The sequence below is a fragment of the Pantoea sp. FN0302 genome, assembly GCF_050113775.1.
Taxonomy (GTDB): Bacteria; Pseudomonadota; Gammaproteobacteria; order Enterobacterales; family Enterobacteriaceae; genus Mixta; species Mixta alhagi.
Window position 1 is genome coordinate 257,805 of record NZ_JBNJSM010000001.1, and the last position, 26,483, is coordinate 284,287.

General features: G+C 54.5%; 24 protein-coding genes. 15 read left to right on the forward strand and 9 right to left on the reverse strand.

Annotated features, from left to right (window positions below):
- Positions 1–58 precede the first annotated feature (58 nt).
- Positions 59–2,338 carry an NADP-dependent oxaloacetate-decarboxylating malate dehydrogenase gene (gene maeB, locus ACQE32_RS01180; RefSeq protein ID WP_427021213.1) on the forward strand — a complete coding sequence of 760 codons (2,280 nt, stop codon included), beginning with the start codon at positions 59–61 and terminating at the stop codon, positions 2,336–2,338.
- Positions 2,339–2,704: 366 nt separating this feature from the next.
- On the opposite strand, the gene hemF is transcribed toward maeB, so the two are convergent.
- Both hemF and amiA read right to left on the reverse strand, forming a co-directional pair.
- On the reverse strand, positions 2,705–3,619 hold the full coding sequence (hemF, locus tag ACQE32_RS01185) for an oxygen-dependent coproporphyrinogen oxidase (protein ID WP_426971763.1): 915 nt from the start codon (positions 3,617–3,619) through the stop codon (positions 2,705–2,707).
- A gap of 64 nt (positions 3,620–3,683) precedes the next feature.
- Positions 3,684–4,544, reverse strand: coding sequence for an N-acetylmuramoyl-L-alanine amidase AmiA (gene amiA, locus ACQE32_RS01190; RefSeq protein WP_426971764.1), 861 nt, complete (start codon positions 4,542–4,544; stop codon positions 3,684–3,686).
- Between the two features lie 201 nt (positions 4,545–4,745).
- Between amiA and ACQE32_RS01195 the strand changes: the two genes are divergently transcribed.
- The 9 genes from ACQE32_RS01195 (at position 4,746) to cysM (ending at position 12,444) form a co-directional block, all read left to right on the forward strand.
- Positions 4,746–5,171: a GNAT family acetyltransferase gene (locus tag ACQE32_RS01195; RefSeq protein ID WP_085070892.1), complete on the forward strand. Its 426-nt coding sequence runs from the start codon at positions 4,746–4,748 to the stop codon at positions 5,169–5,171.
- 42 nt (positions 5,172–5,213) lie between these two features.
- Complete coding sequence (locus tag ACQE32_RS01200) at positions 5,214–5,666, forward strand: DUF2919 domain-containing protein (RefSeq protein WP_426973029.1); 453 nt, start codon at positions 5,214–5,216, stop codon at positions 5,664–5,666.
- Between the two features lie 66 nt (positions 5,667–5,732).
- Positions 5,733–6,341 carry an RpoE-regulated lipoprotein gene (locus ACQE32_RS01205; RefSeq protein ID WP_426971765.1) on the forward strand — a complete coding sequence of 203 codons (609 nt, stop codon included), beginning with the start codon at positions 5,733–5,735 and terminating at the stop codon, positions 6,339–6,341.
- Between the two features lie 240 nt (positions 6,342–6,581).
- Positions 6,582–7,478: a Dyp-type peroxidase gene (locus tag ACQE32_RS01210; RefSeq protein ID WP_426971767.1), complete on the forward strand. Its 897-nt coding sequence runs from the start codon at positions 6,582–6,584 to the stop codon at positions 7,476–7,478.
- 214 nt (positions 7,479–7,692) lie between these two features.
- Positions 7,693–8,703 carry a thiosulfate ABC transporter substrate-binding protein CysP gene (cysP, locus tag ACQE32_RS01215; RefSeq protein WP_426971768.1) on the forward strand — a complete coding sequence of 337 codons (1,011 nt, stop codon included), beginning with the start codon at positions 7,693–7,695 and terminating at the stop codon, positions 8,701–8,703.
- Positions 8,703–9,536: a sulfate/thiosulfate ABC transporter permease CysT gene (gene cysT, locus ACQE32_RS01220; protein ID WP_085070902.1), complete on the forward strand. Its 834-nt coding sequence runs from the start codon at positions 8,703–8,705 to the stop codon at positions 9,534–9,536. Before cysP ends, cysT begins: the two co-directional genes overlap by 1 nt.
- Entirely contained in the window at positions 9,536–10,411 is an 876-nt protein-coding gene (gene cysW / locus ACQE32_RS01225) for a sulfate/thiosulfate ABC transporter permease CysW (RefSeq protein ID WP_426971771.1), read from the forward strand. The genes cysT and cysW overlap by 1 nt, the downstream gene beginning before the upstream one ends.
- Positions 10,401–11,489, forward strand: coding sequence for a sulfate/thiosulfate ABC transporter ATP-binding protein CysA (cysA, locus tag ACQE32_RS01230; RefSeq protein WP_426971772.1), 1,089 nt, complete (start codon positions 10,401–10,403; stop codon positions 11,487–11,489). Before cysW ends, cysA begins: the two co-directional genes overlap by 11 nt.
- Before the next feature lie 73 nt (positions 11,490–11,562).
- The gene (gene cysM / locus ACQE32_RS01235) at positions 11,563–12,444 is read left to right on the forward strand and encodes a cysteine synthase CysM (protein WP_427021214.1); all 882 of its coding nucleotides are present in this window, start codon (positions 11,563–11,565) and stop codon (positions 12,442–12,444) included.
- A gap of 68 nt (positions 12,445–12,512) precedes the next feature.
- Here cysM and ACQE32_RS01240 read toward each other — a convergent pair whose 3' ends face one another.
- Entirely contained in the window at positions 12,513–14,450 is a 1,938-nt protein-coding gene (locus ACQE32_RS01240) for a MacB family efflux pump subunit (RefSeq protein ID WP_426980701.1), read from the reverse strand.
- Positions 14,450–15,646 carry an efflux RND transporter periplasmic adaptor subunit gene (locus ACQE32_RS01245; RefSeq protein ID WP_427021215.1) on the reverse strand — a complete coding sequence of 399 codons (1,197 nt, stop codon included), beginning with the start codon at positions 15,644–15,646 and terminating at the stop codon, positions 14,450–14,452. Before ACQE32_RS01245 ends, ACQE32_RS01240 begins: the two co-directional genes overlap by 1 nt.
- Positions 15,647–15,816: 170 nt before the next feature.
- On the opposite strand from ACQE32_RS01245, the gene ACQE32_RS01250 reads away from it, so the two are divergent.
- Together ACQE32_RS01250 and ACQE32_RS01255 are read left to right on the forward strand one after the other, a co-directional pair.
- On the forward strand, positions 15,817–16,497 hold the full coding sequence (locus ACQE32_RS01250) for a response regulator transcription factor (RefSeq protein WP_426971776.1): 681 nt from the start codon (positions 15,817–15,819) through the stop codon (positions 16,495–16,497).
- Positions 16,494–17,843, forward strand: a complete 1,350-nt coding sequence (locus ACQE32_RS01255) for an ATP-binding protein (RefSeq protein WP_427021216.1) — start codon at positions 16,494–16,496, stop codon at positions 17,841–17,843. Before ACQE32_RS01250 ends, ACQE32_RS01255 begins: the two co-directional genes overlap by 4 nt.
- A 65-nt stretch (positions 17,844–17,908) precedes the next feature.
- Here ACQE32_RS01255 and crr read toward each other — a convergent pair whose 3' ends face one another.
- The 5 genes from crr to cysZ form a co-directional block, all read right to left on the reverse strand.
- The gene (gene crr / locus ACQE32_RS01260; protein WP_250650519.1) at positions 17,909–18,412 is read right to left on the reverse strand and encodes a PTS glucose transporter subunit IIA; all 504 of its coding nucleotides are present in this window, start codon (positions 18,410–18,412) and stop codon (positions 17,909–17,911) included.
- Positions 18,413–18,455: 43 nt separating this feature from the next.
- Positions 18,456–20,183, reverse strand: coding sequence for a phosphoenolpyruvate-protein phosphotransferase PtsI (ptsI, locus tag ACQE32_RS01265; protein ID WP_426971778.1), 1,728 nt, complete (start codon positions 20,181–20,183; stop codon positions 18,456–18,458).
- A 157-nt stretch (positions 20,184–20,340) separates the two neighbouring features.
- A complete protein-coding gene (ptsH, locus tag ACQE32_RS01270) occupies positions 20,341–20,598 on the reverse strand; it encodes a phosphocarrier protein Hpr (protein WP_038624898.1) in 258 nt (85 codons plus the stop codon).
- 397 nt (positions 20,599–20,995) lie between these two features.
- Complete coding sequence (gene cysK / locus ACQE32_RS01275) at positions 20,996–21,964, reverse strand: cysteine synthase A (protein ID WP_085070919.1); 969 nt, start codon at positions 21,962–21,964, stop codon at positions 20,996–20,998.
- Between the two features lie 174 nt (positions 21,965–22,138).
- Complete coding sequence (gene cysZ / locus ACQE32_RS01280; RefSeq protein ID WP_426980705.1) at positions 22,139–22,903, reverse strand: sulfate transporter CysZ; 765 nt, start codon at positions 22,901–22,903, stop codon at positions 22,139–22,141.
- A gap of 218 nt (positions 22,904–23,121) precedes the next feature.
- Here cysZ and zipA point away from each other — a divergent pair, with 218 nt between their 5' ends.
- The 3 genes from zipA to ACQE32_RS01295 all read left to right on the forward strand — a co-directional run bounded on the left by zipA (position 23,122) and on the right by ACQE32_RS01295 (position 26,448).
- Positions 23,122–24,147, forward strand: a complete 1,026-nt coding sequence (gene zipA, locus ACQE32_RS01285) for a cell division protein ZipA (RefSeq protein WP_427021217.1) — start codon at positions 23,122–23,124, stop codon at positions 24,145–24,147.
- A gap of 68 nt (positions 24,148–24,215) precedes the next feature.
- Complete coding sequence (gene ligA / locus ACQE32_RS01290; protein WP_426971784.1) at positions 24,216–26,243, forward strand: NAD-dependent DNA ligase LigA; 2,028 nt, start codon at positions 24,216–24,218, stop codon at positions 26,241–26,243.
- Positions 26,236–26,448, forward strand: coding sequence for a DUF3820 family protein (locus ACQE32_RS01295; protein ID WP_085070923.1), 213 nt, complete (start codon positions 26,236–26,238; stop codon positions 26,446–26,448). The genes ligA and ACQE32_RS01295 overlap by 8 nt, the downstream gene beginning before the upstream one ends.
- The last annotated feature ends 35 nt before the right edge of the window (positions 26,449–26,483 follow it).

The window sequence follows — 26,483 nt, forward strand, 5'->3', positions numbered from 1 at the left end:
GCTCCTATACTGCTCAGCTGATGCTTTTTCACGCGTTATCAACCCGAAGGAACCGATGATGGACGATCAACTCAAGCAGAGCGCGCTCGATTTTCACCAATATCCGCAGCCAGGAAAAATACAGGTTTCTCCCACCAAGCCGCTGGCAACGCAGCGCGATCTGGCGCTGGCCTATTCACCGGGCGTGGCCGCACCCTGTCTGGAAATTGCGCAAGATCCGCTGGCCGCGCATAAATATACCGCACGCGGCAACCTGGTTGCTGTGATCTCTAACGGCACGGCGGTACTCGGGCTGGGCAATATCGGTGCGCTGGCAGGTAAGCCGGTGATGGAGGGCAAAGGCGTCCTGTTTAAGAAGTTCGCTGGCATTGATGTGTTTGATATTGAAGTCGATGAACAGGATCCCGATCGGTTGATTAATGTCATTGCCGCGCTTGAACCGACTTTCGGCGGCATCAATCTGGAGGATATCAAGGCACCTGAATGCTTTTATATTGAGAAAGCGCTGCGCGAACGCATGAAGATACCGGTGTTTCATGACGATCAGCACGGTACGGCGATTATCTGTACCGCTGCGGTGCTGAACGGGCTGCGCATCGTGAAGAAAAATATTTCCGATGTGCGGCTGGTGGTTTCCGGTGCGGGTGCTTCCGCTATCGCCTGTATGAATTTGCTGGTGGAGCTGGGGCTGCAGCGACGTAATATCATTGTGTGTGATTCAAAAGGGGTGATCTACCAGGGCCGCGACGAGAAGATGGCGGAAACCAAAGCGGCCTATGCCATTGCCGATAACGGGATGCGTCGGCTGGATGAGGCGATTGCTGGTGCCGATATTTTCCTGGGTTGCTCCGGACCGAAGGTGCTGACGCCCGAGATGGTTAAAGAGATGGCGCCTGATCCGCTGATTCTGGCGTTGGCCAACCCGGAACCGGAAATTCTGCCGCCGCTGGCGAAAGCGGTGCGTCCGGATGCGATTATCTGTACTGGCCGCTCCGATTACCCTAATCAGGTAAACAATGTTCTCTGCTTTCCGTTTATTTTTCGCGGCGCGCTGGACGTGGGCGCGACGGCCATTAATGAAGCGATGAAGCTGGCGGCGGTGCATGCCATAGCCGAACTGGCGCTGGCGGAGCAGAGCGAGGTGGTGGCGTCCGCCTATGGCGATGAGGAGCTGTCGTTCGGCCCCGACTATTTGATCCCTAAACCTTTTGATCCGCGCCTTATTGTGCAGATTGCGCCTGCGGTAGCGAAAGCGGCAATGGAATCGGGTGTGGCGACCCGGCCCATTAACGACTTCGATGCCTATCGTGAAAAGCTGACCGAATTTGTTTATAAAACCAATCTGTTTATGAAGCCGGTGTTTGCCCAGGCGCGTAAAGAGCCGAAGCGGGTGGTGCTGGCGGAGGGCGAAGAGGCGCGCGTACTGCATGCCACCCAGGAGCTGGTCACGCTGGGGCTGGCAAAGCCGATTCTTATCGGCCGGCCCAACGTTATTGAGATGCGCCTGCAAAAGCTGGGTTTAAAAATCGAGGCGGGTAAAGATTTTGAAGTGGTGAACAATGAGTCCGATCCACGCTTTAAAGCCTACTGGAGAGAATACCATCAGATGATGAAGCGGCGCGGCGTCTCGCCCGAACAGGCGCAGCGCGCGGTTATTGGCAATCCCACGCTGATCGGGGCGATTATGGTGCACCGTGGCGAAGCGGACGCCATGATCTGCGGCACCATCGGCGATTATCAGGAGCACTATACGATCGTTGAGCGGGTGTTTGGTTTTCGACCCGGTATTAACGTGGCGGGAGCAATGAATGCGCTGCTGCTGCCCAGCGGTAATACCTTTATTGCCGATACCTACGTTAACGAAGATCCCACACCGGAACAGCTGGCTGAGTTAACCATTATGGCGGCGGAAACGGTGCGGCGCTTTGGTATCGAGCCCAAAGTGGCGCTGCTGTCGCACTCCAGTTTTGGCACCTCCGACGCACCTGCGGCGCGTAAAATGCGTGAGACGCTGGCGCTGGTTAATGCACGCGTGCCGGAGCTGGAAATTGATGGCGAAATGCACGGTGATGCCGCGCTGGTGGAAAGCATTCGCCAGGATTTAATGCCGGACAGCCCGTTAAAAGGTTCTGCTAACGTGTTGATTATGCCAAACGTTGAGGCGGCGCGTATCAGCTATAACCTGCTGCGCGTTTCCTGTTCGGAAGGGGTAACCGTTGGACCGGTACTCATGGGTATCGCAAAGCCGGTTCATGTGCTGACGCGCATCTCATCGGTGCGGCGCATCGTGAATATGGTGGCGCTGGCGGTAGTAGAAGCGCAAACGCAGCCGCTGTAGCTGTGGGCAGTTACTCTACAGACGTTTTCTAAACCGGAAGCACAGGGAGTACAGGCGAACTGCCAACGCTCACTTCGCACATGACCAATAACGTGTCTGCACAGAATGGTTAAAAACGCCGGTAAGGTGTAAGTCACCACTGTACAGCGACACCTGAGCCTGAAGCACTGGGAGTGCAGGCAGAAGAGTAAAGCGTCCCGCGCCAGGGATGGCGCGGGCCGAGCTGTCAGGGATGACGTTTTTTGCGTCTTTACGATCGGCCTGCACTCCCTGTGCAGGCACCGCGCTACCAGCCCGGTGTACTTCAGCGGGCACCGCACTACCAGTGCGGTTTAATCCTGAAACTCCCGCACCCCTGCCGCTGTTTTACTCCGGCAGCCACGCCTTTACCGGCAGAAAATCACTGTACAGCGCTGCCTCCGGCGAGCCAGGCTGTGGCTGATAATCATATTCCCAGCGCACCAGCGGCGGCATAGACATCAGAATCGATTCGGTACGGCCACCGGTCTGCAAACCAAACAGCGTGCCGCGATCCCAAACCAGGTTAAATTCCACATAGCGCCCACGACGATAAAGCTGAAACTCACGCTCACGCTCGCCCCACGGCATGCCTTTGCGACGCTGCACAATAGGCAAATAGCCATCAAGAAAACCCCGGCCCACCGCCTGCGTAAAGGCGAAGCTGCGTTCAAAATCAGGCGTGTTCAGATCATCAAAAAACAGCCCGCCGATACCACGCTGCTCATTGCGATGCTTCAGGTAAAAATAGTCATCACACCATTTCTTATAACGGGCATAAACATCCCCACCAAACGGCTGACACAGATCGAAAGCGGTTTGATGCCAGTGAATCGCATCCTCTTCAAAGCCATAAAACGGCGTTAAATCAAAGCCGCCGCCAAACCACCAGACCGGATCGGCCCCCGGTTTTTCCGCAATAAAAAAGCGCACGTTGGCATGGCTGGTCGGGATATAGGGGTTTTCCGGATGGATCACCAGAGAAACGCCCAGCGCCTCAAAGCTGCGTCCAGCCAGTTCGGGACGATGCGCAGTGGCGGAGGCGGGCATCTGGTCGCCATGCACATGGGAAAAATTCACCCCCGCCTGCTCAAACACTGCGCCCTGACGCAGCACGCGGCTCCGGCCGCCGCCGCCGCCAACGCGCGTCCAGCTATCCTCCTGAAACTGCGCGCCGCCGTCTGCCAGTTCCAGTTGTTGACAGATCTCATCCTGTAACGCCTGCAGAAAGGCTTTTACCTGTTCAATATTGGGAGCATTCATATTCGCTTCGCTATGTCATAAAAAGGCCATCTTCTGGCCTTTTGCTTCAGGGTGAAGAGTATACCTAACCCGGTCGTTGATTGCGGCGGTCAAATTCCACAAAAAAGCTAACGATGCCGTCGGCAATGGCGCGGGCAATCTTTTGCCGAAAAGCCGTGGTGCCCAGCAGACGCTCTTCCGCCGGATTGGTAATAAAAGAGGTTTCAACCAGCACTGAGGGGATCGACGGGGATTTCAACACGGCAAAGGCGGCCTGCTCGGTGTGCTGGCTGTGCAAATGATGAACCGGACGAATCTGCTGAAGAATATGGCTGCCAAGCGTCAGGCTGTTCTTGATGGTATCTGTCTGAACCAGATCAAACAGGACCTGTTGCAGATAAGGATTGTCGCTTTGTACCTTAACGCCGCCCACTTTATCCGCCGCATTCTCTTTTTCCGACAGATAACGCGCCATCGCGCTGCTCGCCCCACGGTTCGACAGGGCAAACACCGATGCGCCGTTAGCGGTTGGGCTGGTAAAACCGTCGGCGTGAATAGACATAAAGAGATCGGCCCCATGCTGATGCGCGATCTCTACCCGCTCGGCCAGCGGAATAAAATGGTCGCTGTCGCGCGTCAGACGCACCTCAATATGATTGTGCTGGCTCAGCTGCTCGCGCACGTGATGCGCAATCTCCAACACAATATGTTTCTCTTCGCTGCCTTCCTGACCCACCGCGCCGGAATCAATGCCGCCATGACCGGGATCGAGCATCACGATTTTTTTGCCGCTGGCCGGGCGAGACGCTTTGGCCTCAGGGCGCGGCATTGTCGACAGCGTGGCCTGTTCGCTTTTCGCCAGCGCCCGCACGGAGGGTAACAGGGCCAGAGCGGCTCCGGAAAACAGCAGCTTGCGGCGGGAAGTTAACGGTGAGAATTTTTTCATGGCGGCGTCCAGTGTTAAAATAACGTTATAACATGACAGCCCAGGGGCTTCGACAGGCAAGCTGTTTCAGCCTTTTACTATTTATTTCAGCTAAATAAGCAGCAGCCGTGAATTTTTTTGCCGCCTGATGCGCTACGAGGGTTGCGCCAGGGAAAGAATGCGTGATAATCAGCGAATTGTAAGTAACTCTGAGAAAATTCCATGGAAATCCGCGCATTCCGCCAGGAAGACTTTGAAGAAGTCATTACGCTTTGGGAGCGATGCGATCTGCTTCGCCCCTGGAACGATCCGGAAATGGACATTGAGCGTAAGCTAAATCACGATCCCGATCTCTTTCTGGTGGCGGTGGTCGGCGGTGAAATTGTCGGCACCTTGATGGGCGGCTACGACGGCCATCGCGGCTCCGTCTATTATCTTGGCGTGCATCCTGATTATCGTGGACGCGGCTTTGCCAACGCGTTGCTTAACCGGCTGGAGAAAAAACTGATTGCGCGCGGCTGTCCGAAAATCAATCTCATCGTACGTGAAGAGAACGACGCGGTTATTGGCTTTTATGAAAAGCTCGATTATGAAATGCAAGACGCTGTCTGCCTGGGCAAACGACTGATTGAAGATCGTGAGTATTAACCTTGCCGGGCCGCATGGTTGCGGCTGTAGACTGTGTGCATGATGCTTTTCACCCCTGATGACTACGACAGTAAAGGTCAGCTGCGTCTGCCGCTGACCTTTTGGCTTATTCTGCTGTTACAGGCGCGTACCTGGGCGCTGTTTATTATGGCTGGCGCATCACGTCAGCAGGGTGCCGAACTGCTGGAGCTCTTTTATCCTGACAGAAACATCTTCTGGATGGGCATGGCGCTGGGGATCCCCGCCGCCGTCGGGCTACTGCTTACCGGCTATCGACAACGCTGGCCTAAGCTCTGGCGAGCCTGGCGTTGGGCACTGTGCGCTACCTTGCTGCTGAACCTGCTGCTGGTGCTGTGGCAGAGTGGGCAGGAGAGCGATATCTCGCTGTTCGCGCTGTGGCTGCCGGCGCTGTTTGACCTGTCAGCGCTGCTCTGGCTACTGCTTAGTCGTCGCCTGAAAGCCTGCTTTAATGTGCAGCTCAATCAGACGGAATAAAACTTTTTGCGCTTATGCGACTCCAACCCCACTGAAAAAGGTTGCGTAATCACTACAGGAGCTGCAATGAAATCACTACGTCCGGCATTGATCGTCGCTACGTTACTACTGGCGGGCTGTGCCAGTCACGGCTCGAACAGCAACGAAGCAAGCTGGTGGAATCCAATCGACTGGTCATGGTCTACGCTATGGCCCGGCAACTGGTTTGGCTCCTCGCTGACGGTAACCGAACAGGGCGTTGGCGCAATCAATGGCGCTACGCCACTGCAGGAAAGCGCCCTTAACGCGGGCCTGAATGGTGACTATCGGTTGCGGCAGGGCATGCGTAGCGAGCAGGGCAGCGTGGTCAGTTTCTGGCAGGCGCTGACCGATAACGAGGTGAAGTTGACGTTCAGCGGCAAAGATACAGTGAGCCGCATAGAGGTAACGGATCGCGATATCGCCAGCGCCGACGGCACCCGCATTGGCGATGTATTCAGCGATCATTATCAAAAAGCCTTTGGCCATTGTCAGGCCGCCAGTGGGGAAACGGCTCCCGCAGTGCTGTGCCAGGCACCGGGCAACCAGCATATCAGCTATATCTATCAGGGAAAATGGGCGGGTCCACAGGGGCTGATCCCGCCGGATGATGTGCTAAAAAGCTGGCAGGTGAGTAAAATTATCTGGCAACGTTAAGTAAACCCAGAACGGCGGGCGCAACGCCCGCCAGGGGAATCACTGAACCGGGATCAACAATGGTACAGAACGCTAACTGAAAGAACTGTGCAACAGGTTATGCGCGATGGTTTTTGCATGCTGTTTTCAGCGATTTATTCATCAGTCAGCGTGAATATATGTACAAGCTCAACCCCTGCCGCTATTTTCCGGTATGATAATTGCCCTGTTTCGACCCGTTTCATTCCGGAGTAGCACTGCATGTCCCCGCATCAGAGCGGCATTTTGCCCGAAAATAATCGTTTTGCCATTTGGCTGGAAGCCGTGGTTCAGGACGACCTGAACAGGATTCGCCAGGGGGTAAAAACCTTCCATCATCAGTTAATCCAGCTGCAGGCGCGCTATCCCGATGCGGCGCTGGGCGCGACCCTTGCTTTTGGCAACGCGCTCTGGCGCGATCTACAGCCTGGAGACAGTGCGCCGGAGCTGAAGGATTTTCAGCCGCTGGGCAAAAATATGGCACCTGCGACTCAACGCGACCTGCTGGTTCATATTCAATCCCTGCGTCATGATATTAACTTTACCCTGGCCCAGGCGGCCCTGACGGCTTTTGGCCCGGCGGTACGCATTGAAGAAGAGACGCACGGTTTCCGCTGGACGGAAGATCGCGATCTTTCTGGCTTCGTTGATGGCACTGAAAACCCGAAGGGAGAGATGCGTCAACAGGTAGCGATTATCGCCAACGGGGCTGACGCCGGTGGCAGCTATGTGTTTACCCAGCGCTGGGAGCATAATTTATCGCAGTTGCAACGTCTGCCGGTTGCAAAACAGGAGCAAATCATTGGGCGTACCAGGCTGAGCAATGAAGAGCTGGAAGGCGATGCGCGTCCTGCAACATCGCACGTTAGCCGCGTTGACTTGAAAGAAAACGGGCAGGGATTAAAAATCCTGCGCCAGAGCCTGCCTTACGGCACCGCCAGCGGCACTAACGGCCTCTATTTTATCGCTTACTGCGCCACGCTCTACAATATTGAACAGCAGCTGTTAAGTATGTTTGGCGAGCGTGACGGCAAGTATGACGCCATGCTGCGCTTTACTAAACCGGTCAGCGGCGCGTGGTGGTTTGCGCCTTCTCTTGAGACGCTACTGGCGCTGTAAATAACGGACGATACCGGCCTGGTATCGCCCGATCTACTCTGCCGTACCGCTGTTTTTCAGCTTTGCTGTATTGCCGTTAAGCTTTGCCGTGCGCTTATGCTTTTTTCTACTTTTAAAGCAGCAAAAGATATATAAAACCGTTACAGCTTTGCCCTGAGTTATAAATACACTGAGCATACGGTGATGTGAGCCGGATCAATACTCAGGGTGTGAAATGACCTTTCCCGTAGCGAAAAAGTTACTCGGCGGCGCGGCGCTCTCTTTGCTGTTGGCCGCGAACGTGCAGGCAACCGAGCTGTTAAACAGCTCTTATGATGTGTCACGTGAACTCTTTACGGCGCTGAATGCTCCTTTTATCCAGCAGTGGGATGAAAAGCACCCGAACGATAAGCTTACTATTCGCCAGTCACATGCCGGATCGTCGAAACAGGCGTTGGCGATCCTTCAGGGCCTGAAGGCGGATGTGGTCACTTATAACCAGGTCACCGATGTACAAATCCTGCACGATCGCGGTCGTTTGCTGCCTGCCGACTGGCAATCGCGTCTGCCGAACCACAGCTCGCCATTCTATTCCACCATGGCGTTTCTGGTGCGCAAGGGCAATCCAAAGCAAATTCATGACTGGAACGATCTGATCCGCAGCGACGTTAAGCTGATTTTCCCTAATCCAAAAACGTCCGGCAACGGCCGCTATACCTGGCTGGCGGCATGGGGAGCGGCAGATAAAGCCAACAATGGCGACCGCGCTAAAACCACCCAGTTTATGACTCAACTGCTGAAAAATGTCGAAGTGATGGATACCGGCGGACGTGGCGCAACCACCACGTTCGTTGAGCGTGGCCTGGGCGACGTACTGATCAGCTTTGAATCAGAAGTGAACAATATTCGTAACCAGTATGCGCAAGCAGGTTACGAAGTAGTGGTGCCGAAAACCGATATTCTCGCCGAGTTCCCGGTGGCGTGGCTGGATAAAAACGTGGCTCAGAATCATAGCGAGGCAGCGGCGAAAGCCTACCTCAATTATCTCTACACGCCAGCGGCGCAGCAGATAATGACCAAATTCTATTATCGGGTGAATAACCCTCAAATGATGCAGCAGGCGAACTTCCCGCAAACCGAGCTGTTCCGTGTGGAAGATCGCTTTGGCAGCTGGGAAAAGATCATGAAAACCCACTTCGCCAGCGGTGGCGAGCTGGATAAGCTGTTAGCGGCGGGGCGTGGTTAATGTTTGTAGCAAGTAGTAAACGCGTACTTCCTGGCTTTGGCATTAGCCTCGGCAGCAGCCTGTTTTTCACCTGCCTGATCCTGCTGTTGCCGATGAGCGCCTTGATTATGCAACTGGCGCAAATGTCGCTGGCGCAATACTGGGAAGTCATTACTAATCCGCAGGTGGTAGCGGCTTACAAAATAACGCTGATCTCGGCGGCGGTGGCCTCGCTGTTTAATGCCTTCTTCGGCATGCTGATGGCCTGGATTTTAACCCGCTACCGCTTTCCCGGCCGCAGTGTGTTGGATGGGTTAATGGATCTGCCTTTCGCGCTGCCAACGGCCGTAGCGGGACTGACGCTGGCCGGGCTGTTTTCGGTGAACGGCTGGTATGGTCAGTGGCTGGCGCAGTTTGATATCAAGGTTTCCTATACCTGGCTGGGAATTGCCGTGGCGATGGCTTTTACCAGCATCCCCTTTGTGGTGCGTACCGTTCAGCCGGTACTGGAAGAGCTGGGTCCGGAATATGAAGAGGCGGCGCAAACCCTGGGCGCGACGCCCTGGCAAAGTTTCCGCCGCGTGGTGCTGCCGGAAGTAGCACCGGCATTAATGGCCGGTACGGCGCTCTCCTTTACCCGCAGTCTGGGTGAGTTTGGCGCGATTATTTTTATTGCCGGTAATATCGCCTGGAAGACGGAAGTCACTTCGCTGATGATTTTTATTCGTCTGCAGGAGTTCGATTACCCCGCAGCCAGTGCGATTGCTTCCGTTATTCTGGCCGCTTCGCTGCTGCTGCTGTTCGCTATCAATACGTTACAGAGCCGCTTTGGCCGTCGTCTTGGAGGTCATTAATGGCTGATATCACCCAACTGAATGGCGTTGAGCGTCCGCGCATTAACTGGGGTAAATGGCTGCTGATTGCTGTTGGCGTGCTGGTCTCTTTTCTGTTGCTGGTGGTGCCGCTGATCGCCATTTTTACCGAGGCGCTGGCACAGGGGCTGGGCGCGGTGCTGAGTAACCTCAGCGATAGCGATATGCTGCATGCTATCTGGCTCACAGTGCTGGTGGCATTGATTACCGTACCGGTTAACCTGGTTTTCGGTACGCTGCTTGCCTGGCTGGTGACCCGTTTTACCTTCCCGGGGCGCCAGTTACTGCTGACGCTGTTCGATATTCCGTTTGCGGTCTCGCCGGTGGTGGCTGGCCTGATTTATTTGCTGTTCTGGGGCGTAAACGGGCCCGCGGGCGGCTGGCTGGATGAACACCATATACAGCTGATGTTCTCCTGGCCGGGCATCGTGATGGCAACAATCTTTGTCACTTGCCCATTTGTGGTGCGTGAGCTGGTACCGGTGATGCTTAGTCAGGGCAGTCATGAAGATGAAGCCGCAGTACTGCTGGGCGCTTCCGGCTGGCAGATGTTTCGCCGCGTGACGTTGCCCAATATCCGTTGGGCGCTGTTGTATGGCGTGGTGCTGACCAATGCCCGCGCGATCGGTGAATTTGGTGCGGTCTCAGTGGTTTCGGGAGCGATTCGCGGCGAGACCTATACCTTGCCGCTACAGGTTGAGTTACTGCATCAGGATTACAACAGCGTGGGCGCGTTTACCGCCGCCGCGCTGCTGACTCTGATGGCGATAGTGACGCTGTTTCTGAAAAGCGCGCTGCAATGGCGATTAGAGAACCAGCAGAAGCGTTTACAGCAGGAGGAAAATCATGAGCATTGAGATTAAGCAGATTAATAAATCGTTTGGCCGTACGCGGGTGCTCAATGACATCTCGCTGGATATCTCTTCTGGTCAAATGGTGGCGCTGCTGGGGCCGTCCGGCTCCGGGAAAACCACGCTGCTGCGCATTATCGCCGGTCTGGAACATCAAAACAGCGGACAGATCCGCTTTCATGATAAAGATGTCAGCCATGTACATGCGCGCGATCGCCAGGTTGGATTTGTTTTTCAGCACTATGCGCTGTTCCGTCACATGACCGTGTTCGACAACATTGCTTTTGGCCTGACGGTGCTGCCACGTCGCGAACGTCCGTCAGCGGCGGCGATCAAGCAGAAGGTCACGCAGCTGCTGGAAATGGTGCAGCTGGGACATCTGGCAACCCGTTTTCCGGCCCAGCTTTCCGGCGGTCAGAAACAGCGTGTGGCGCTGGCGCGCGCGCTGGCGGTCGAGCCGCAGATTCTGTTGCTGGATGAACCTTTTGGCGCGCTGGACGCGCAGGTGCGTAAAGAACTGCGTCGCTGGCTGCGTCAGCTGCATGAAGAACTGAAATTTACCAGCGTGTTTGTAACTCACGATCAGGAAGAGGCGATGGAAGTTGCCGATCGGGTGGTGGTCATGAGCCAGGGTAATATCGAGCAGGTCGGTACGCCGGATGATGTGTGGCGCGAACCGGCCAACCGTTTTGTGCTGGAGTTCCTTGGCGAAGTGAACCGCTTTGATGCTGAGGTTCATGGCTCTCATTTCCATGTGGGCGCGCATCACTGGCCGCTGGGCTATACGCCAGCGCATCAGGGTGCGGTTGAGCTGTTCCTGCGTCCCTGGGAAATTGATGCGGCGCGCCAGGGTAGCCTGGAAACCCCTTTGCCGGTTCAGATTCTGGAAGTCAGCCCGCGTGGGCACTTCTGGCAGTTGCTGGTCCAACCCGCTGGCTGGCAGGCTGAGCCTTTTAGCCTGGTGTTTGATGGTGAACAGGCGGCCCCGCAGCGCGGCGAGCGCCTCTACGTTGGCCTGCAGCAGGCGCGTCTCTATCAGGGCAACACGCCGCTGCGTGCGGTTGCCTTTGCCGAAAGCGCCTGATATTTTCTAACTCCACATATTTTATTTGGGCGGGATTTTCCCGCCCTGTTATTTTGCCTGCCGGGAAAACATCGTGACGACTCTGGAAACCACCATCGGCAATACGCCGCTGATTAAACTGCAGCGCCTGACGCCTGCCAACGGCAGCGAAATCTGGCTGAAGCTGGAGGGCAACAACCCTGCCGGATCTGTGAAGGATCGTGCCGCGCTGTCGATGATCCAGCGCGCTGAGCAACGTGGTGAAATCGCTCCCGGCGATCAATTGATCGAAGCGACCAGCGGCAATACCGGTATTGCGCTGGCGATGATCGCTGCGATGAAAGGTTACCGTCTGAAGCTGCTCATGCCGGATAATATGAGCCAGGAACGGCAGGCAGCGATGCGCGCCTACGGGGCTGAACTGGTGTTGGTTAGCCGTGAACAGGGCATGGAAGGGGCACGCGATCTGGCTCTGGCAATGGCGGAACGTGGTGAGGGCAAAGTACTGGATCAGTTTAATAATCCTGATAATCCACTGGGTCACTATGCCACTACCGGCCCGGAAATCTGGCAGCAGAGCGGCGGACGCATCACGCATTTTGTTTCCAGTATGGGCACCACCGGCACGATAACCGGCGTTGGCCGTTACCTGAAAGAGCAAAATCCGCAGGTACAAATTGTGGGGCTGCAGCCGCAGGAGGGCAGCAGTATTCCCGGCATTCGCCGATGGCCTGCTGCCTATATGCCGGGTATCTGGCGCCCGGAGTTGATTGACCGCATTATCGATATGGGGCAGGGCGAAGCGGAAGAGACCATGCGCCAACTGGCGCGGCGTGAAGGAATTTTCTGCGGCGTTAGCTCTGGCGGCGCGGCGGCGGGCGCGATTCGCATCGCTACGGAAAATCCAGGTCGCATAGTGGTCGCGATCGTTTGCGATCGCGGCGACCGTTACCTCTCGACCGGCGTTTATCAATAACGCGCCCCGCAAAGAGCGACAGGCCCACGGCGCGAGCCTCTCCTGCGGTTTTGTAACAAAAGGGTCAGCTATTCGCGCTCCAGCGCATGAATTGGGTCGAGCCGGGCAGCCCGCCTTGCCGGGAAAAAGCCGAAGATCACACCGATCAGACTGGAGCAGATAAAAGCCGCCACGATTGAGAAGGGCGAGTAGATCATGCTGAAACTGCTGGTGGTCTGCGCCAGAATGATGCCTGGCACCAGCGACAATAGCACGCCGATAATACCGCCGGTCAGGCAGACCAGCACCGCTTCAATCAAAAACTGCTGCATAATATCGCTGGCGCGCGCGCCTACCGCCATGCGCACGCCGATTTCACGGGTACGCTCAGTCACTGAAACCAGCATAATATTCATCACCCCGATGCCGCCCACCAGCAGTGAAATCAGCGCAATCATCGCTACCAGCAGCGTCATGGTATCGGTGGTGCGCTCAATGGTTTGCCGAATGCTGTCGGTATTAAGGATAAAAAAATCTTTGCCATTGTGGCGCTGCGTCAGCAGGCGGGTAACGCCCTGTTCCGCCAGATCCAGATCAACGTTATCACGCACTCGTACGGTAATGCCGCTGAGCCACGTCTGCCCAACCATGCGCTTCATCACCGTGGTGTAGGGCACCCACAGATTCAGATTGCTGTCATTGCCGAAACTGCTTTGATGGGTAGCGACGCCGATAATGCGCACCGGCATATTGCCGAGGATCACAACCTGGCCCAGCGGATTTTCACCGTGAGGGAAGAGCCTTTTTAGGGTATTTTCATCAATCACCGCATCCTGCGCCAGGCTGTCTACACCCTGACGATCGAAGGCCATTCCCTGCGTCACATGATAGCCACGTACAGCAAAAAACTGTTCGCCAACGCCGTTTACCATTACCGATAGCGCCTGATTGCGATATTTCAGCGTGGTACTGGTTGAAAGCGAAGGGGTCACGCTGTGCACATAAGGCTGGTAAGCCAGCGCATCGGCATCGCTGGCGCGCAGCGTCTGAATGGCGGAGGAGTTCATATCGCCAAAATCATTGCCGGGAAAAATATCCAGCGTGCTGGTGCCCATTAAGCTGATTTCTTGCAGGATTTTTTGCTGCGATCCTTTACCCAACGCCACAACCGCCACCACCGAGGCGATACCGATAATTATGCCCAGCATCGTCAGGAACGTGCGTAAGCGCTGCGACATCATGGAGACCAGCGCCATACGAAATGCTTCGGTCAGCCGATCGCGCGCGGCGCGCCAGGCGTTACCCTCTGCGCGCCGGGTCATTTGCCGTGAGCCAGCGTCAGGCGCCTGACGCTGGCTGTCGCTGAGAATTTCGCCATCGCGTATTTCAATAATCCGCTGTGCGTGCTGTGCAATCTGCATATCGTGCGTCACGATAACAATGGTATGCCCTTGCTGATGCAGGTCATGCAGGATGCGCATTACCTCTTCACCGCTGTGGCTATCAAGCGCCCCGGTCGGCTCATCGGCCAGGATCACTTCGCCGCCGTTCATCAGGGCGCGCGCAATACTGACACGCTGCTGCTGTCCGCCCGAAAGCTGACCCGGTCGATAATGCAGACGCTCGCCAAGGCCAAGACGCGTCAGCAGAGCAGCGGCCCGTTCACGCCGCGCCTGCACCGCCTGACCGGCGTAGATAGCGGGCATCTCGGCATTACCCAGTGCCGTGAGTTCGCTTAGCAGGTGATAGCGCTGGAAGATAAAGCCGAAATGCTCGCGCCGCAGCGCCGCCAGCGCATCGTTATCCAGCGCCGAAACGGCGCGATTGGCAATCAGATATTCACCGGCGCTGGCTTTATCCAGGCAGCCGAGAATATTCATTAACGTTGATTTGCCAGAGCCGGACTGCCCTACAATGGCAACAAATTCGCCTGAATCGATGGACAGATTAATATTACGCAGCACCTGCACCTGCTGTTCGCCATTCTGAAAAGAACGGCAGATATCATTAAGCTGTAGCAGCGCCATTATTGTGGCCCCATTTCGCCCGAGGGCGCGTCAGCCGTGTTGCGCTGGCCCAGTATCACTTTCTCGCCGGGCTTCAGGCCGGAAACAATTTCCGCTTCGACATTATCATTCAACCCCACCTCAACCTGTCGGCGCGTGACCTGCTGACTGGCATCCAGTACCTGTACCGATGTTTTACCGTCAATGTTATCCAGCGCGGTCGCGGGGATCACCACGGCATTTTTGCGCTCGCCCAGCACAATATGCACCTCCGCCGACATAGAGATGCGCAGGCGATGCTGCGGATTGGGCACGTCAAACAGACCATAATAATAGATGGCGGTTTTATTGCTGGAGCTACTGGAAGAGCTGGTCAGGCTACTGCTGGAGCTGTCGTTATTAATCGAGTCTGGTGCCGGTTCGATGGCGCGTAGCGTGCCCTCATAGCGTTTATGCGGCTCGCCGAGAATGGTAAACCAGACTTTCATGCCCGGTTCCACCTTGATAACGTCCGCTTCAGAAATCTGCGCCTTTACCGTCATGGTGTCGAGGTTGGCGACTTTGATTAGCGTTGGCGCGCTTTGTACGGCGTTAACCGTTTGTCCTTCTTCAACCGGTACCGAAACAACCGTGCCGTCTATCGGTGACACGATACGGGTATAGCCAAGGTTCACCTGGGCGGTATTCACTTCAATTTGCGCCTGAACGATCTGTGCATCCAGCGCGCGGATCTCCGCTTCGGTAGCGATCAGCCTGGCCTGCGCATCGTCATACTCCGCTTTCGCCGTAAGGTTTCTGGCCAGCATCACCTGCTGACGGGCAAAGGTTGCCCGATAGTTGCTGAGCTGGGCCTGCTTAGCTGCTCGCTGCGCTTCAATATTTTTTAAGGCCGCCTGCGCGTTTTGTAGCGCGTTTTGCTGCGTCATACTGTCAATTTCCGCCACCAGCTGCCCCTGTTTGACCTCATCGCCCAGTTCGACCCGCAACCGTTTGATCTGACCTGAAGCCTGCGCGCCGACGCTAACCAGTTTGCTGGCGGTGAGCGTGCCGTCTGCCAGCACCGCCTGTTGCAGCGGGCGCTGTTCCGCCGTAGCGGTCAAAAATTCTGCGGGTTTCTGCCGCTGATGCAGTAACGCCCAGGTGATAACAACAGCAATGATGATAAATAACAGCAGTAAAAATCCTTTACGGCTGAACAAAGTGCGACTTAATGCCATGACCAATATCCCTGGTACGAAGAAAACACTGGTATAGCCTAAAAGGCTGCCACAATAAAGTGAAACAGCAGCGCAATCAGGCAAGAATATCTGTAAGGATTGAGTAAATTCTGCTGCGTACTGTTCCGCTTGAGGTCAAAATAACGCCAACCGATTATGAGAGTGTATGCATGAAAATTCTGTTAGTTGACGATGACCTGGAGCTGGGCACGATGCTCAGTGAATATTTAATGGGCGAGGGCTTTCATGCCTCGCTGGTGCTTACCGGTCAGGCCGGAATTAATAGTGCGCTGTCCGGTGACTTTCAGGCGATGATTTTAGATATCATGCTGCCAGATATGAGTGGTATTGACGTGCTGCGTCAGGTACGACAAAGCAGTCGTATCCCGGTGATTATGCTAACGGCAAAAGGGGATAATATCGATCGGGTTATCGGGCTTGAAATGGGCGCAGATGACTATGTTCCCAAGCCCTGCTATCCCCGTGAGCTGGTGGCACGCCTGCGGGCCGTGCTGCGTCGCTTTGATGAGCTGCCTGCCCAGCAGGAGAAAAAAGAGGTGGTACGCTGGGGCGATCTGACGCTTAATCCGGCTACGCGTATCAGCGAATGGAAAAACAAGCCTTTCGACCTGACCGCTTCCGAATTCAATCTGCTTGATTTGCTGCTGCGATCGCCCGATCGGGTAGTGACAAAAGATGAGTTGTCAGAGAAAGGGCTGGGGCGTCCGCGCGAAGCCTACGATCGCAGCGTGGATGTGCATATCAGCAATATCCGGCAAAAACTATCCAGCCTGGCTGGCGAGGCGATCAATATTGAAACCGTACGCAGCATCGGTTATCGCATTCGATGAGGAACCGTTTTCGAGGCCGTCTGTTCTGGAAAATCCTGTTTGGTTTCCTGCTGGTGTTTTTTCTGATTAGCCAACTACTGTGGCTGGGGTTCACCCTGTATGGCAAGCATCGCGAGCCGCCAGAACATATTGCTACGCGGCGTATTGTTAATCTTCAGATGGCTTCAGCCGTTTCGGTATTGCAGCACGGCGGTCTGCCAGCGCTGGATAATATGATGTCGGACTGGTCGCCCGGCGATCGTCGCTTTTTCTCCGTCACGCTTATGCCAACGCCGCCGCAGGAGATTTCGCGTCATCAGCTCAATCTTTCACTGCCGGGTAGCGGCTTCCCCGATCAGGTTATTGAGTGGGTGACCGGCGCAGATGGCCAGCAGTACCAGCTACGCTATGACGTAAAAGGGCTACGCGAAGACAGCGAGATGGGCAGACCGCCGCGTAAGATCCTGAATATTCCAGAACCGGTGTTCTGGTTTGCCGGGGTAATGGGGCTGCTGTTCAGCTCTTTGCTGGCATGGAACCTGACGCGGCCGATGCGTCAATTACGTCTGGGCTTTACCCGCGTATCCAATGGCGATCTTTCCGTACGTCTTTACCCGCAGATGCGTCGTCGCCACGACGAGTTTTCCGTCGTCGCCCATGACTTTGATGCGATGGTTGAACGCCTTGCTGTGCTGGTGAAGGCGCGTGAAGAGCTACTGCACGATATTTCGCATGAGCTGCGCTCGCCGCTGGCACGGCTGCAACTGGCGACCGGCCTGGCACGTCAGACGCCGGAGTCGGTTAACACCTCTCTCGATCGCATTGATGAAGAGGCGCGGCGGCTGGATAAGATGATTGGCGAGCTGCTGACGCTGTCCCGGGCCGAAAATGAAAAGATGCCTGATGAGCAATATTTCGATCTACACGGTCTGCTGGAAACGGTCGTTAATGATGCACGCTATGAGGCGCAGTTGCCTGGCGTAGATATTACGCTGGAAGTTGGGGAAAACGTCGACTATACGGTGAAAGGCAACGCTGAACTGATACGCCGTGCGGTAGAAAATGTGGTGCGTAACGCGCTGCGCTATTCGGTGCGAGGGCAGGTGGTCAAAGTGAGCCTGCGGCCTGACGGCCACTGGCTAAGCATTCGTGTGAGCGATAGCGGACCTGGCGTGGATGCCGATAAGCTCTCCAGTATTTTTGATCCCTTTGTGCGTGTCAATTCCCCTATGCAGGGCAAAGGTTACGGTTTGGGGTTATCTATCGTACGTAAGGTGGTGCTGGCGCATTATGGTGAGGTACAGGCATTCAACGGGCGTAACGGTGGATTAGAAATGATTATTCGTCTGCCGCACTGGGAAAACTAGCTTAGCACTGCATTATGATATAAAAACGGCACCCGCAGGTGCCGTTTTAGTCAGCATGAAAACCGTTATTTTTTAATACGAATCACCGGTGTTTCGCCAACAATAACCTGACCGGTCAGCTTGGTCAGCTCTTTGATCTCATCCATATTGGAGATCACGACTGGCGTCAGGGTCGATTTCGCTTTCTCTTCCAGCAGCGGCAGGTCAAACTCAATAACCACATCGCCTTTCTTCACTTTCTGGCCTTCTTCCGCGATGCGTTTAAAGCCTTCGCCTTTTAGCTCCACGGTATCGATACCGAAGTGAACGAACAGCTCAATGCCACTATCGGATTCGATAGAGAACGCATGGTTGGTTTCGAAAATTTTGCCGATAGTGCCATCAACCGGAGCAACCATTTTATTGCCTGCCGGTTTAATCGCGATGCCATCGCCGACAATTTTCTCCGCAAATACTACGTCTGGCACGTCTTCGATATTTACGATCTCACCAGACAGCGGGGCGACGATCTCAATGGTGCCAGATGCGCTTTCTGTTTTATCGCCAAAAAGTTTGGATAAAAAACCCATGATCTTCTCCTAAGCAGTAATGTTGGGCCAGCGTATCGCGGAATCAGCAGAGTGTTTTTTCTTCAATGAACTTGTTGACCAGGTTCATCAACTCTTCCGCGGTCGGTTGAGCCAGAGCCTGCTCTGCTAATGCCTTCGCATCTTCGAAGTTCGTGTTACGAATGATCTTCTTGATGCGCGGGATAGAAATGGCACTCATGCTGAATTCATCCAGCCCCATTCCCAATAACAGTAGTGTAGCACGTTCATCACCGGCCAGCTCACCACACATGCCGGTCCACTTGCCTTCGGCGTGAGAAGCATCAATAACCTGCTTAATCAGGCCAAGCACTGACGGCGTCATTGGGTTATAAAGATGCGAAATCAGTTCGTTACCGCGATCGACCGCCAGAGTATACTGCGTCAGATCGTTTGTCCCAATACTAAAGAAGTCGACCTCTTTCGCCAGGTGGCGAGCGATAACGGCTGAGGCTGGCGTTTCCACCATAATACCGACTTCAATGGTTTCGTCGAAAGCTTTGCCTTCTTCACGCAGCTGGGCTTTTAACATCTCCAGCTCTGCTTTCAGGAAGCGCACTTCTTCCACGGAAATGATCATCGGGAACATAATGCGCAGCTTGCCGAACGCGGAGGCGCGCAGAATCGCACGCAGCTGTGCATGCAGAATTTCTTTGCGATCCATAGCGATACGGATAGCACGCCAGCCAAGGAACGGGTTCTCTTCTTTCGGCAGGTTCATGTACGGCAGATCTTTATCACCGCCAATGTCCATGGTACGGACAATCACTGCCTGAGAGCCCATGGCTTCGGCAACGGCTTTGTAAGCCTGGAACTGCTCTTCTTCAGTGGGCAGCGCATCGCGATCCATAAACAGGAACTCGGTACGATACAGGCCAACACACTCTGCGCCGTTACGCTCAGCGCCCGGAATATCACGCACGGTGCCGATGTTGGCACCCACTTCTACCTGATGTCCATCCAGCGTGATCGCTGGCAGATCTTTCAGTTTAGCGAGTTCATTTTTCTCGCTCAGATATTGATGCTGTACTGCCTTCAGCTCTTCGATGACTTCAGCAGTCGGGTTAACATAAACTTTATTGTTAACACCATCCAGAATCACATAATCATCGTTCTTAACGCGACTGGTGACGTCACCGGTGCCGACAATGGCAGGCAGCTCAAGGGAGCGCGCCATAATAGACGTATGTGAAGTACGACCGCCAAGATCGGTAATGAAGCCCAGCACTTTTTTCAAATTCAGTTGTGCGGTTTCGGACGGCGTCAAATCTTTAGCAACCAGAATCACTTCGTCTTTGATCGCGCTCAGATCCACAATGTGCAGACCAAGAATATTCTGCAGCAGACGCTTACCGATATCGCGTACGTCGGCAGCACGTTCTTTCAGATATTCATCATCCAGCTCTTCCAGTGCTTTAGCCTGACCTTCAATGACGCTATGAGTTGCGGCATCGGCCGTGGCCATTTCATCTTTAATCAGGCTGATGATGTCCTGTTCCAGCTCTTCATCTTCCAGCAACATAATGTGGCCTTCGAAGATGGCTTCTTTTTCTTCGCCAAAAGTCTCGCCAGCTTTAATTTTTATAGCTTCAAGCTGTGTAGCGGCTTTACCACGACCTTCAAGAAAGCGAGCAACTTCCTGATCAACCTGATCGGCAGAAATTTTCTTCCGGTTGATAACGATTTCATCTTCCTTCAGCAAAAGTGCTTTGCCGAAAGCGATACCCGGTGATGCTAAAATGCCTGAAATCATAACCCTACCTTTATTATAACGATGCCTACCAGGCGAAACGAGGTGCCAGGATCCTGCGGAACCGTACTTTACGGATGCAACAACGCGGACATAATGTCCGCGATCAATATGTTTGCACTCAGTTGCCTGATGAAACGGTTTTTCGTCGGCTGGACGATTACTCGAGTTCAGCCATCAGTTTAACCAGATGCTCAACAGCCTGCTGTTCATCTTCACCTTCAGCGGACAGCGTCACCACGGTGCCCTGAGTCAGGCCCAGAGTCTGCAGCTTGAACAGGCTTTTCGCACTGGCAGATTTACCATTAGACGTCACGGTGATTTCTGAGGCAAAAGCTTTTGCTTCTTTAACAAACTGAGCAGCCGGACGAGTATGCAGGCCATTAGGTGCGGTGATGGTAACTTCTTGCTGGAACATTATATTTCCCCAACTTAATTAGGTTTGGTGTTTTGTCTCTAAAGTCTAGCCTGGCGGCGAAACTTTAGCCTGTGTAGGTCGCGCTGGTTCGAGTACGGGACTCACCAAAAAATGCGCAATTAAGGCATGAGAGCGGACGGGGCAAAAAAACGGGGGTTTTCGCTTCGCTGCTCTACTCCTCATTATGCCGCGTGTTGCGCTATTCCGCCAAATCAGTAAATCGATTCAGCTTGATCCAGTTCAAAGCGCTATTAATTTTGCGCTTCGAAATAATTGTCAGCTTAAATACCAGAGCTACCAGAGTGAATCAATGACAGGGGTGGTAAAAATTTGAAGTGGTCCACAAAAAAGCACCCCGAAAGGCGCTTTTTGCAACAATGCCGGCACTCTGGCACTACTATTGCAATTCTTTTTCCGTAAAAAGATCGGCAAACAGGGCGGTACTCAGATAACGCTCGCCGGAAGAGGGCAGGATTACCACAATATTTTTATTGGCGTAAGCTTCGTCTTCCTGCAACTTAAGCGCGGCGGCCACGGCTGCGCCGGAAGAGATGCCGGCCAAAATGCCTTCTTCATCCATCAGACGTCGGGCAGTGGAAATTGCCTCTTCATTTGTGATGGCCACAACCTGATCCACCAGACTGAGATCCAGGTTACCCGGAATAAAGCCAGCGCCGATGCCCTGAATTTTATGCGGACCGGGTTTAACTTCTTGCCCGGCCAACGTTTGAGCGATAACCGGTGAGTCGGTGGGTTCAACCGCCACGGCGATCAGATCTTTTTTGCCTTTGGTATTTTTGATGAAGCGGGTAACGCCGGTCAGCGTGCCGCCGGTGCCAACGCCGGAAATAAAGACATCAATCTGGCCATCGGTATCTTCCCAGATTTCAGGACCGGTGGTTTTCTCATGAATTTCCGGGTTAGCCGGATTGCTAAACTGCTGCAGCATCAGGAACTTGTCTGGATTGCTGGCTACGATCTCTTCTGCTTTAGCGATAGCGCCTTTCATGCCTTTTGCGCCTTCGGTTAATACCAGGCTGGCACCCAGCGCTTTCAGCAGCTTACGGCGTTCAACGGACATGGTTTCCGGCATGGTCAGCGTCAGCTTATAGCCGCGTGCGGCCGCAACGTAGGCCAGAGCGATCCCGGTATTGCCGCTGGTAGGCTCCACCAGCTCCACGCCGGGTTTCAGGATCCCGCGCTTTTCAGCGTCCCATATCATATTGGCACCGATACGGCATTTGACGCTAAAGCTGGGATTGCGCGACTCAACCTTCGCCAGAATGCGTCCATTGCCGATGCGGTTCAGACGAACCAGCGGCGTATGACCGATTGTCAAAGAGTTGTCTTCATAAATCTTACTCATAGCCCGTCCTTAACTGTATGAATTTCAGGGAACCGTCAGAGCATACCTTTTCCAGTTTCGCAAGGAAGGAAGGAAATAGTATATGTATATGTTTAGCTGAAATAAGCCCTGACGAAAATGCATAAGATGGGTTTTATGCAACGATCAGCGGTTCTTAACCTGCTTAATCTTTGCTTAACGACGCTCATGTATACCTAACTGGTTACGATAACGATCAACCCACATCGCCGTCGCACCACAGACCGCGACGGGCATAATCGCCAGGTTAAGTAGCGGGATCATGGTAAACAGGCTTACCAGCGCGCCAAACTGCATATTAGCGGTTTTGTGCTGGCGCAGCGCACCAAGCATGCTCTGAAAACTGACCTTATGATTATCAAAAGGATAGTCACAGTACTGAATAGCCAGCATCCAGGCGCTGAACAGAAACCACAATACCGGCGCAACGGTTTGGCCGAAACCAGGAATAAAGTAAAGCATCAGCAATCCCAACGCGCGCGGCAAATACCAGGCAAACTTCTGCCATTCGCGTTTCATGATGCGCGGAATATCTTTTACCAGCGCCAGCCAGCCGCTGTCGGGCAGCGGGTGTCCGGTAAGTCGGCCTTCAAGCTGTTCCGCCAGCAGACCGCAAAAGGGCGCGGCGACCCAGTTCGCAATAGTAGAAAAAAAGTAGCTAAACACCAGCACGATCGAGAGCACCGTAAGCGGCCAGAGCAGATAGCTTAACCATTGCAGCCAGTCAGGCACATGCGACATCAGCCGGGGGATCCATTCATTAAGCCGATAAAACAGCCAGGTAAAAGCGCCGCCGAGCAGAATAATATTGATCAGTAAGGGGATAACAACGAAACGGCGAATGCCCGGCAGGCGGATCAATTTCCAGCCCTGAGCGAAGTAGTGAATACCATTGTAAGACGTGGGTTGAACCGTAGCCATCGACAGTTTTTCTCCTCTGTTTGGCAGGCCAGGCTATCATAACCTGGGTTTTTTCTCTTACCAGCCGCCTTTTGGCTGAAAAAACAGCAAAAAATCGGGATAGCTCTATCTTATTTGTCAGAAAAGCCGGTGCAGACTTGCACTTGTTTAGCGGGACAAATACAGTTAGAGGATAAAGTTTGCCGTGGTGGCAAGGTATTGGAACAACAGAGAATACAATGATGCAGGATTTGCGTCTGATATTAATCGTTGTTGGTGCGATCGCCATAATAGCGCTGCTGCTTCACGGGCTGTGGACCAGCCGTAAAGAGCGCTCATCTGTGTTTCGCGATCGCCCGCACAAGCGTTTAAAGCAGGATCAAGAAGATAACCTGACCGAAGAGGACACCCAGGGTGTAGGTGACGTTCGGGTCCGACGAACGCCGACAAAATCTTCACATAATGAACCTTCTTTTGATGGGTTTACCGCAGAAGACGAAGAGCCTGCGCCACGTCCTGCTGCGCGTAAGCCGCAACCGACGCCTACGGCGGTGCCTGTTGTTCCCCAGCCGGAACGCGATCCGCTGTTTGATGCCGAGCCTTCCGCTGCGGTTGACGATGACGCTTTCGAGCCGCGTCCGCAAAGCGAGCGGCAGCCTGCCGTTTCACGTACGCAACAGCCTGCGCCTGCGCGTCCGGTTGAAACGCCGTTACAGCAGCCTGCCGATCCTTTACTGGATGATGAACCGCAGTGGCAGGATGATAATGAACCGGTAATGAATGTTGAAAGCGATGCGCCTGCAGCCGCAGAGCCTGTGTCGCAATCGCGTGAAGAAGCGCGTCGCAAAGAGACGGTGCTGGTGCTGCATGTCGCTGCTCATGCTGGCGGCGAGCTGAACGGCGAAAGCCTGCTGCAGGGCATTTTGCAGGCCGGGTTCCAGTTTGGCGAAATGAACATCTTCCATCGTCATTTAAGTCCGGCCGGAAGCGGCCCGGTGCTGTTCAGTCTGGCCAATATGGTGAAGCCGGGATCGTTCAATCCTGATGCCATGTCAGACTTTTCAACGCCAGGCGTTTCTATGTTTATGATGGTGCCTTCCTATGGCGATCCGCATCAAAACTTTAAGTTAATGCTGCAGTCAGCGCAGCGCATCGCTGACGATGTTGGCGGCGTGGTGCTGGATGATGAGCGTCGGATGATGACGCCGCAAAAACTGGAAACCTATAAGGCGCGTATTCGCGACGTAGTTGAGGCGAACGCCTGATAGCCGGTTCCCGCTTTGTTCCCCTGAACCCCCGCTTGCCGGGGGTTTTCTTTCTCTGATGGTGCGTTATGGAATCCGTACAAGAAAAAATCACCGAGCTGCGAACCACGCTTCGTCATCATGAATATCTCTATCATGTTCTGGATGCGCCGGAAGTTCCCGATGCGGAATATGACCGCCTGATGCGCGAGCTGCGGGCGCTGGAAGAGCAGCATCCCGATTTAATCACGCCTGATTCACCCACCCAACGCGTGGGCGCCGCGCCGTTAACCGCTTTTGAACAGGTACGTCATGAAGTGCCGATGCTGTCGCTGGATAACGTTTTCGACGAGGCGGGCTATCTGGCGTTCAATAAGCGCGTGCAGGATCGGCTGAAGAGCAGCGATGATATTACTTTTTGCTGCGAGCTAAAGCTGGATGGCCTTGCCGTGAGTTTGCTGTATGAAAATGGCCTGCTGGTGCGTGCCGCTACCCGTGGTGATGGAACGACCGGTGAAAATATCACGGCCAATGTGCGCACCATCCGCGCGATTCCGCTGCGTCTTAAAGGCGATAATATTCCGGCACGGCTGGAAGTGCGTGGCGAAGTGTTTATGAATCAGGTGGGATTCGAGAAGCTAAACGATGAAGCGCGCCGCACCGGCGGCAAAATTTTTGCTAACCCGCGTAATGCGGCAGCGGGCTCGCTGCGCCAGCTTGATCCCCGGATTACCGCCAGGCGTCCGCTGACCTTCTTCTGCTACGGCATTGGTCTGGTAGAAGGTGGAGAGTTGCCGCACAGCCACTGGGAACGCTTGCAGCAGTTTAAAGCCTGGGGACTCCCGGTCAGCGATCGTATTCGTCTTCATCACCGCGCTGATGAAGTACTGGATTTTTATCATCAGGTAGAGCGTGATCGTCCTCAACTTGGCTTTGATATTGATGGCGTGGTTATCAAGGTGGATTCGCAGGAGCTACAGGAACGTCTGGGCTTTGTGGCGCGCGCGCCACGCTGGGCGATTGCGTTTAAATTCCCGGCGCAGGAGCAACTTACCCGCGTACGTGACGTGGAGTTTCAGGTGGGTCGTACCGGCGCGATTACGCCGGTAGCGCGTCTGGAGCCGGTACAGGTTGCAGGCGTTATGGTCAGCAACGCAACGTTGCATAACGCCGATGAGATCGCGCGTCTTGGCCTGCGAATTGGCGATCGCGTGGTTATTCGCCGTGCGGGTGATGTGATACCGCAGGTGGTTAATGTGGTGGAGTCAGAGCGCCCTGACGATACGCGAGAAATTACTTTCCCCAGTCACTGCCCGGTTTGCGGTTCGGACGTAGAGCGAGTGGAAGGCGAGGCGGTAACGCGCTGTACCGGCGGCCTGATTTGCGGCGCGCAGCGTAAAGAGGCGCTGAAGCATTTTGTCTCGCGTCGTGCGATGGATGTCGAGGGCATGGGCGATAAAATCATCGATCAGCTGGTGGAAAAAGAGTATGTGAAAACGCCCGCCGATCTGTTCCGCCTCAGCGCCGGTCTGCTGACCGGTCTGGAGCGCATGGGACCGAAATCGGCGCAAAATATTGTCGATGCGCTTAATAAGGCGAAAGCCACGACCTTGCCGCGTTTTCTTTATGCGTTAGGCATTCGTGAAGTTGGCGAAGCGACGGCGGTGAACCTGGCGAATCATTTCGGCTCGCTGGAAAAGATTATGGATGCCGATCTGGATGCGCTGATTGCCGTGCAGGATGTGGGCAAGATTGTCGCTTCCCACGTGCGGAACTTTATGGAAGAAGAGAGCAACCGTGAAGTTATCCGCCAGCTGGTTGAGGATATTGGCATCCACTGGCCAGAAATTACCCTGGTGAATGTCGAAGCGCTGGACAATCCATTTGCCGGTAAAACCCTGGTGCTAACCGGCTCGCTGAGTATTATGTCGCGCGATGAGGCGAAAGAGCGTTTAACGGCGCTGGGCGCCAAAGTCAGCGGCAGCGTATCAAAGAAAACCGATTTGGTGATCGCGGGCGAAGCGGCAGGTTCCAAGCTGGCTAAGGCACAGGAGTTGGGAATCGAGGTCATTGATGAAGCGGAAATGATCCGTCTGCTGGACAGCCAGAATGGATAAACAGCAGTTGATCGATATCGCCAATACCGTGATGCCTTTCGGTAAATATCAGGGACGCGTATTGATCGATCTGCCTGAACCTTATCTGCTGTGGTTCGCCCGCAAGGGCGAATTTCCGGCAGGGCAGTTGGGTGAGCTGATGCAGCTGACGCTGGCGATCAAGATTGAAGGACTGGAAGGGCTGGTGAAGCCGCTTAAGCGTTAAGCCTGAGACGCGCCGTCAGCGACGGCGCGTCTGGT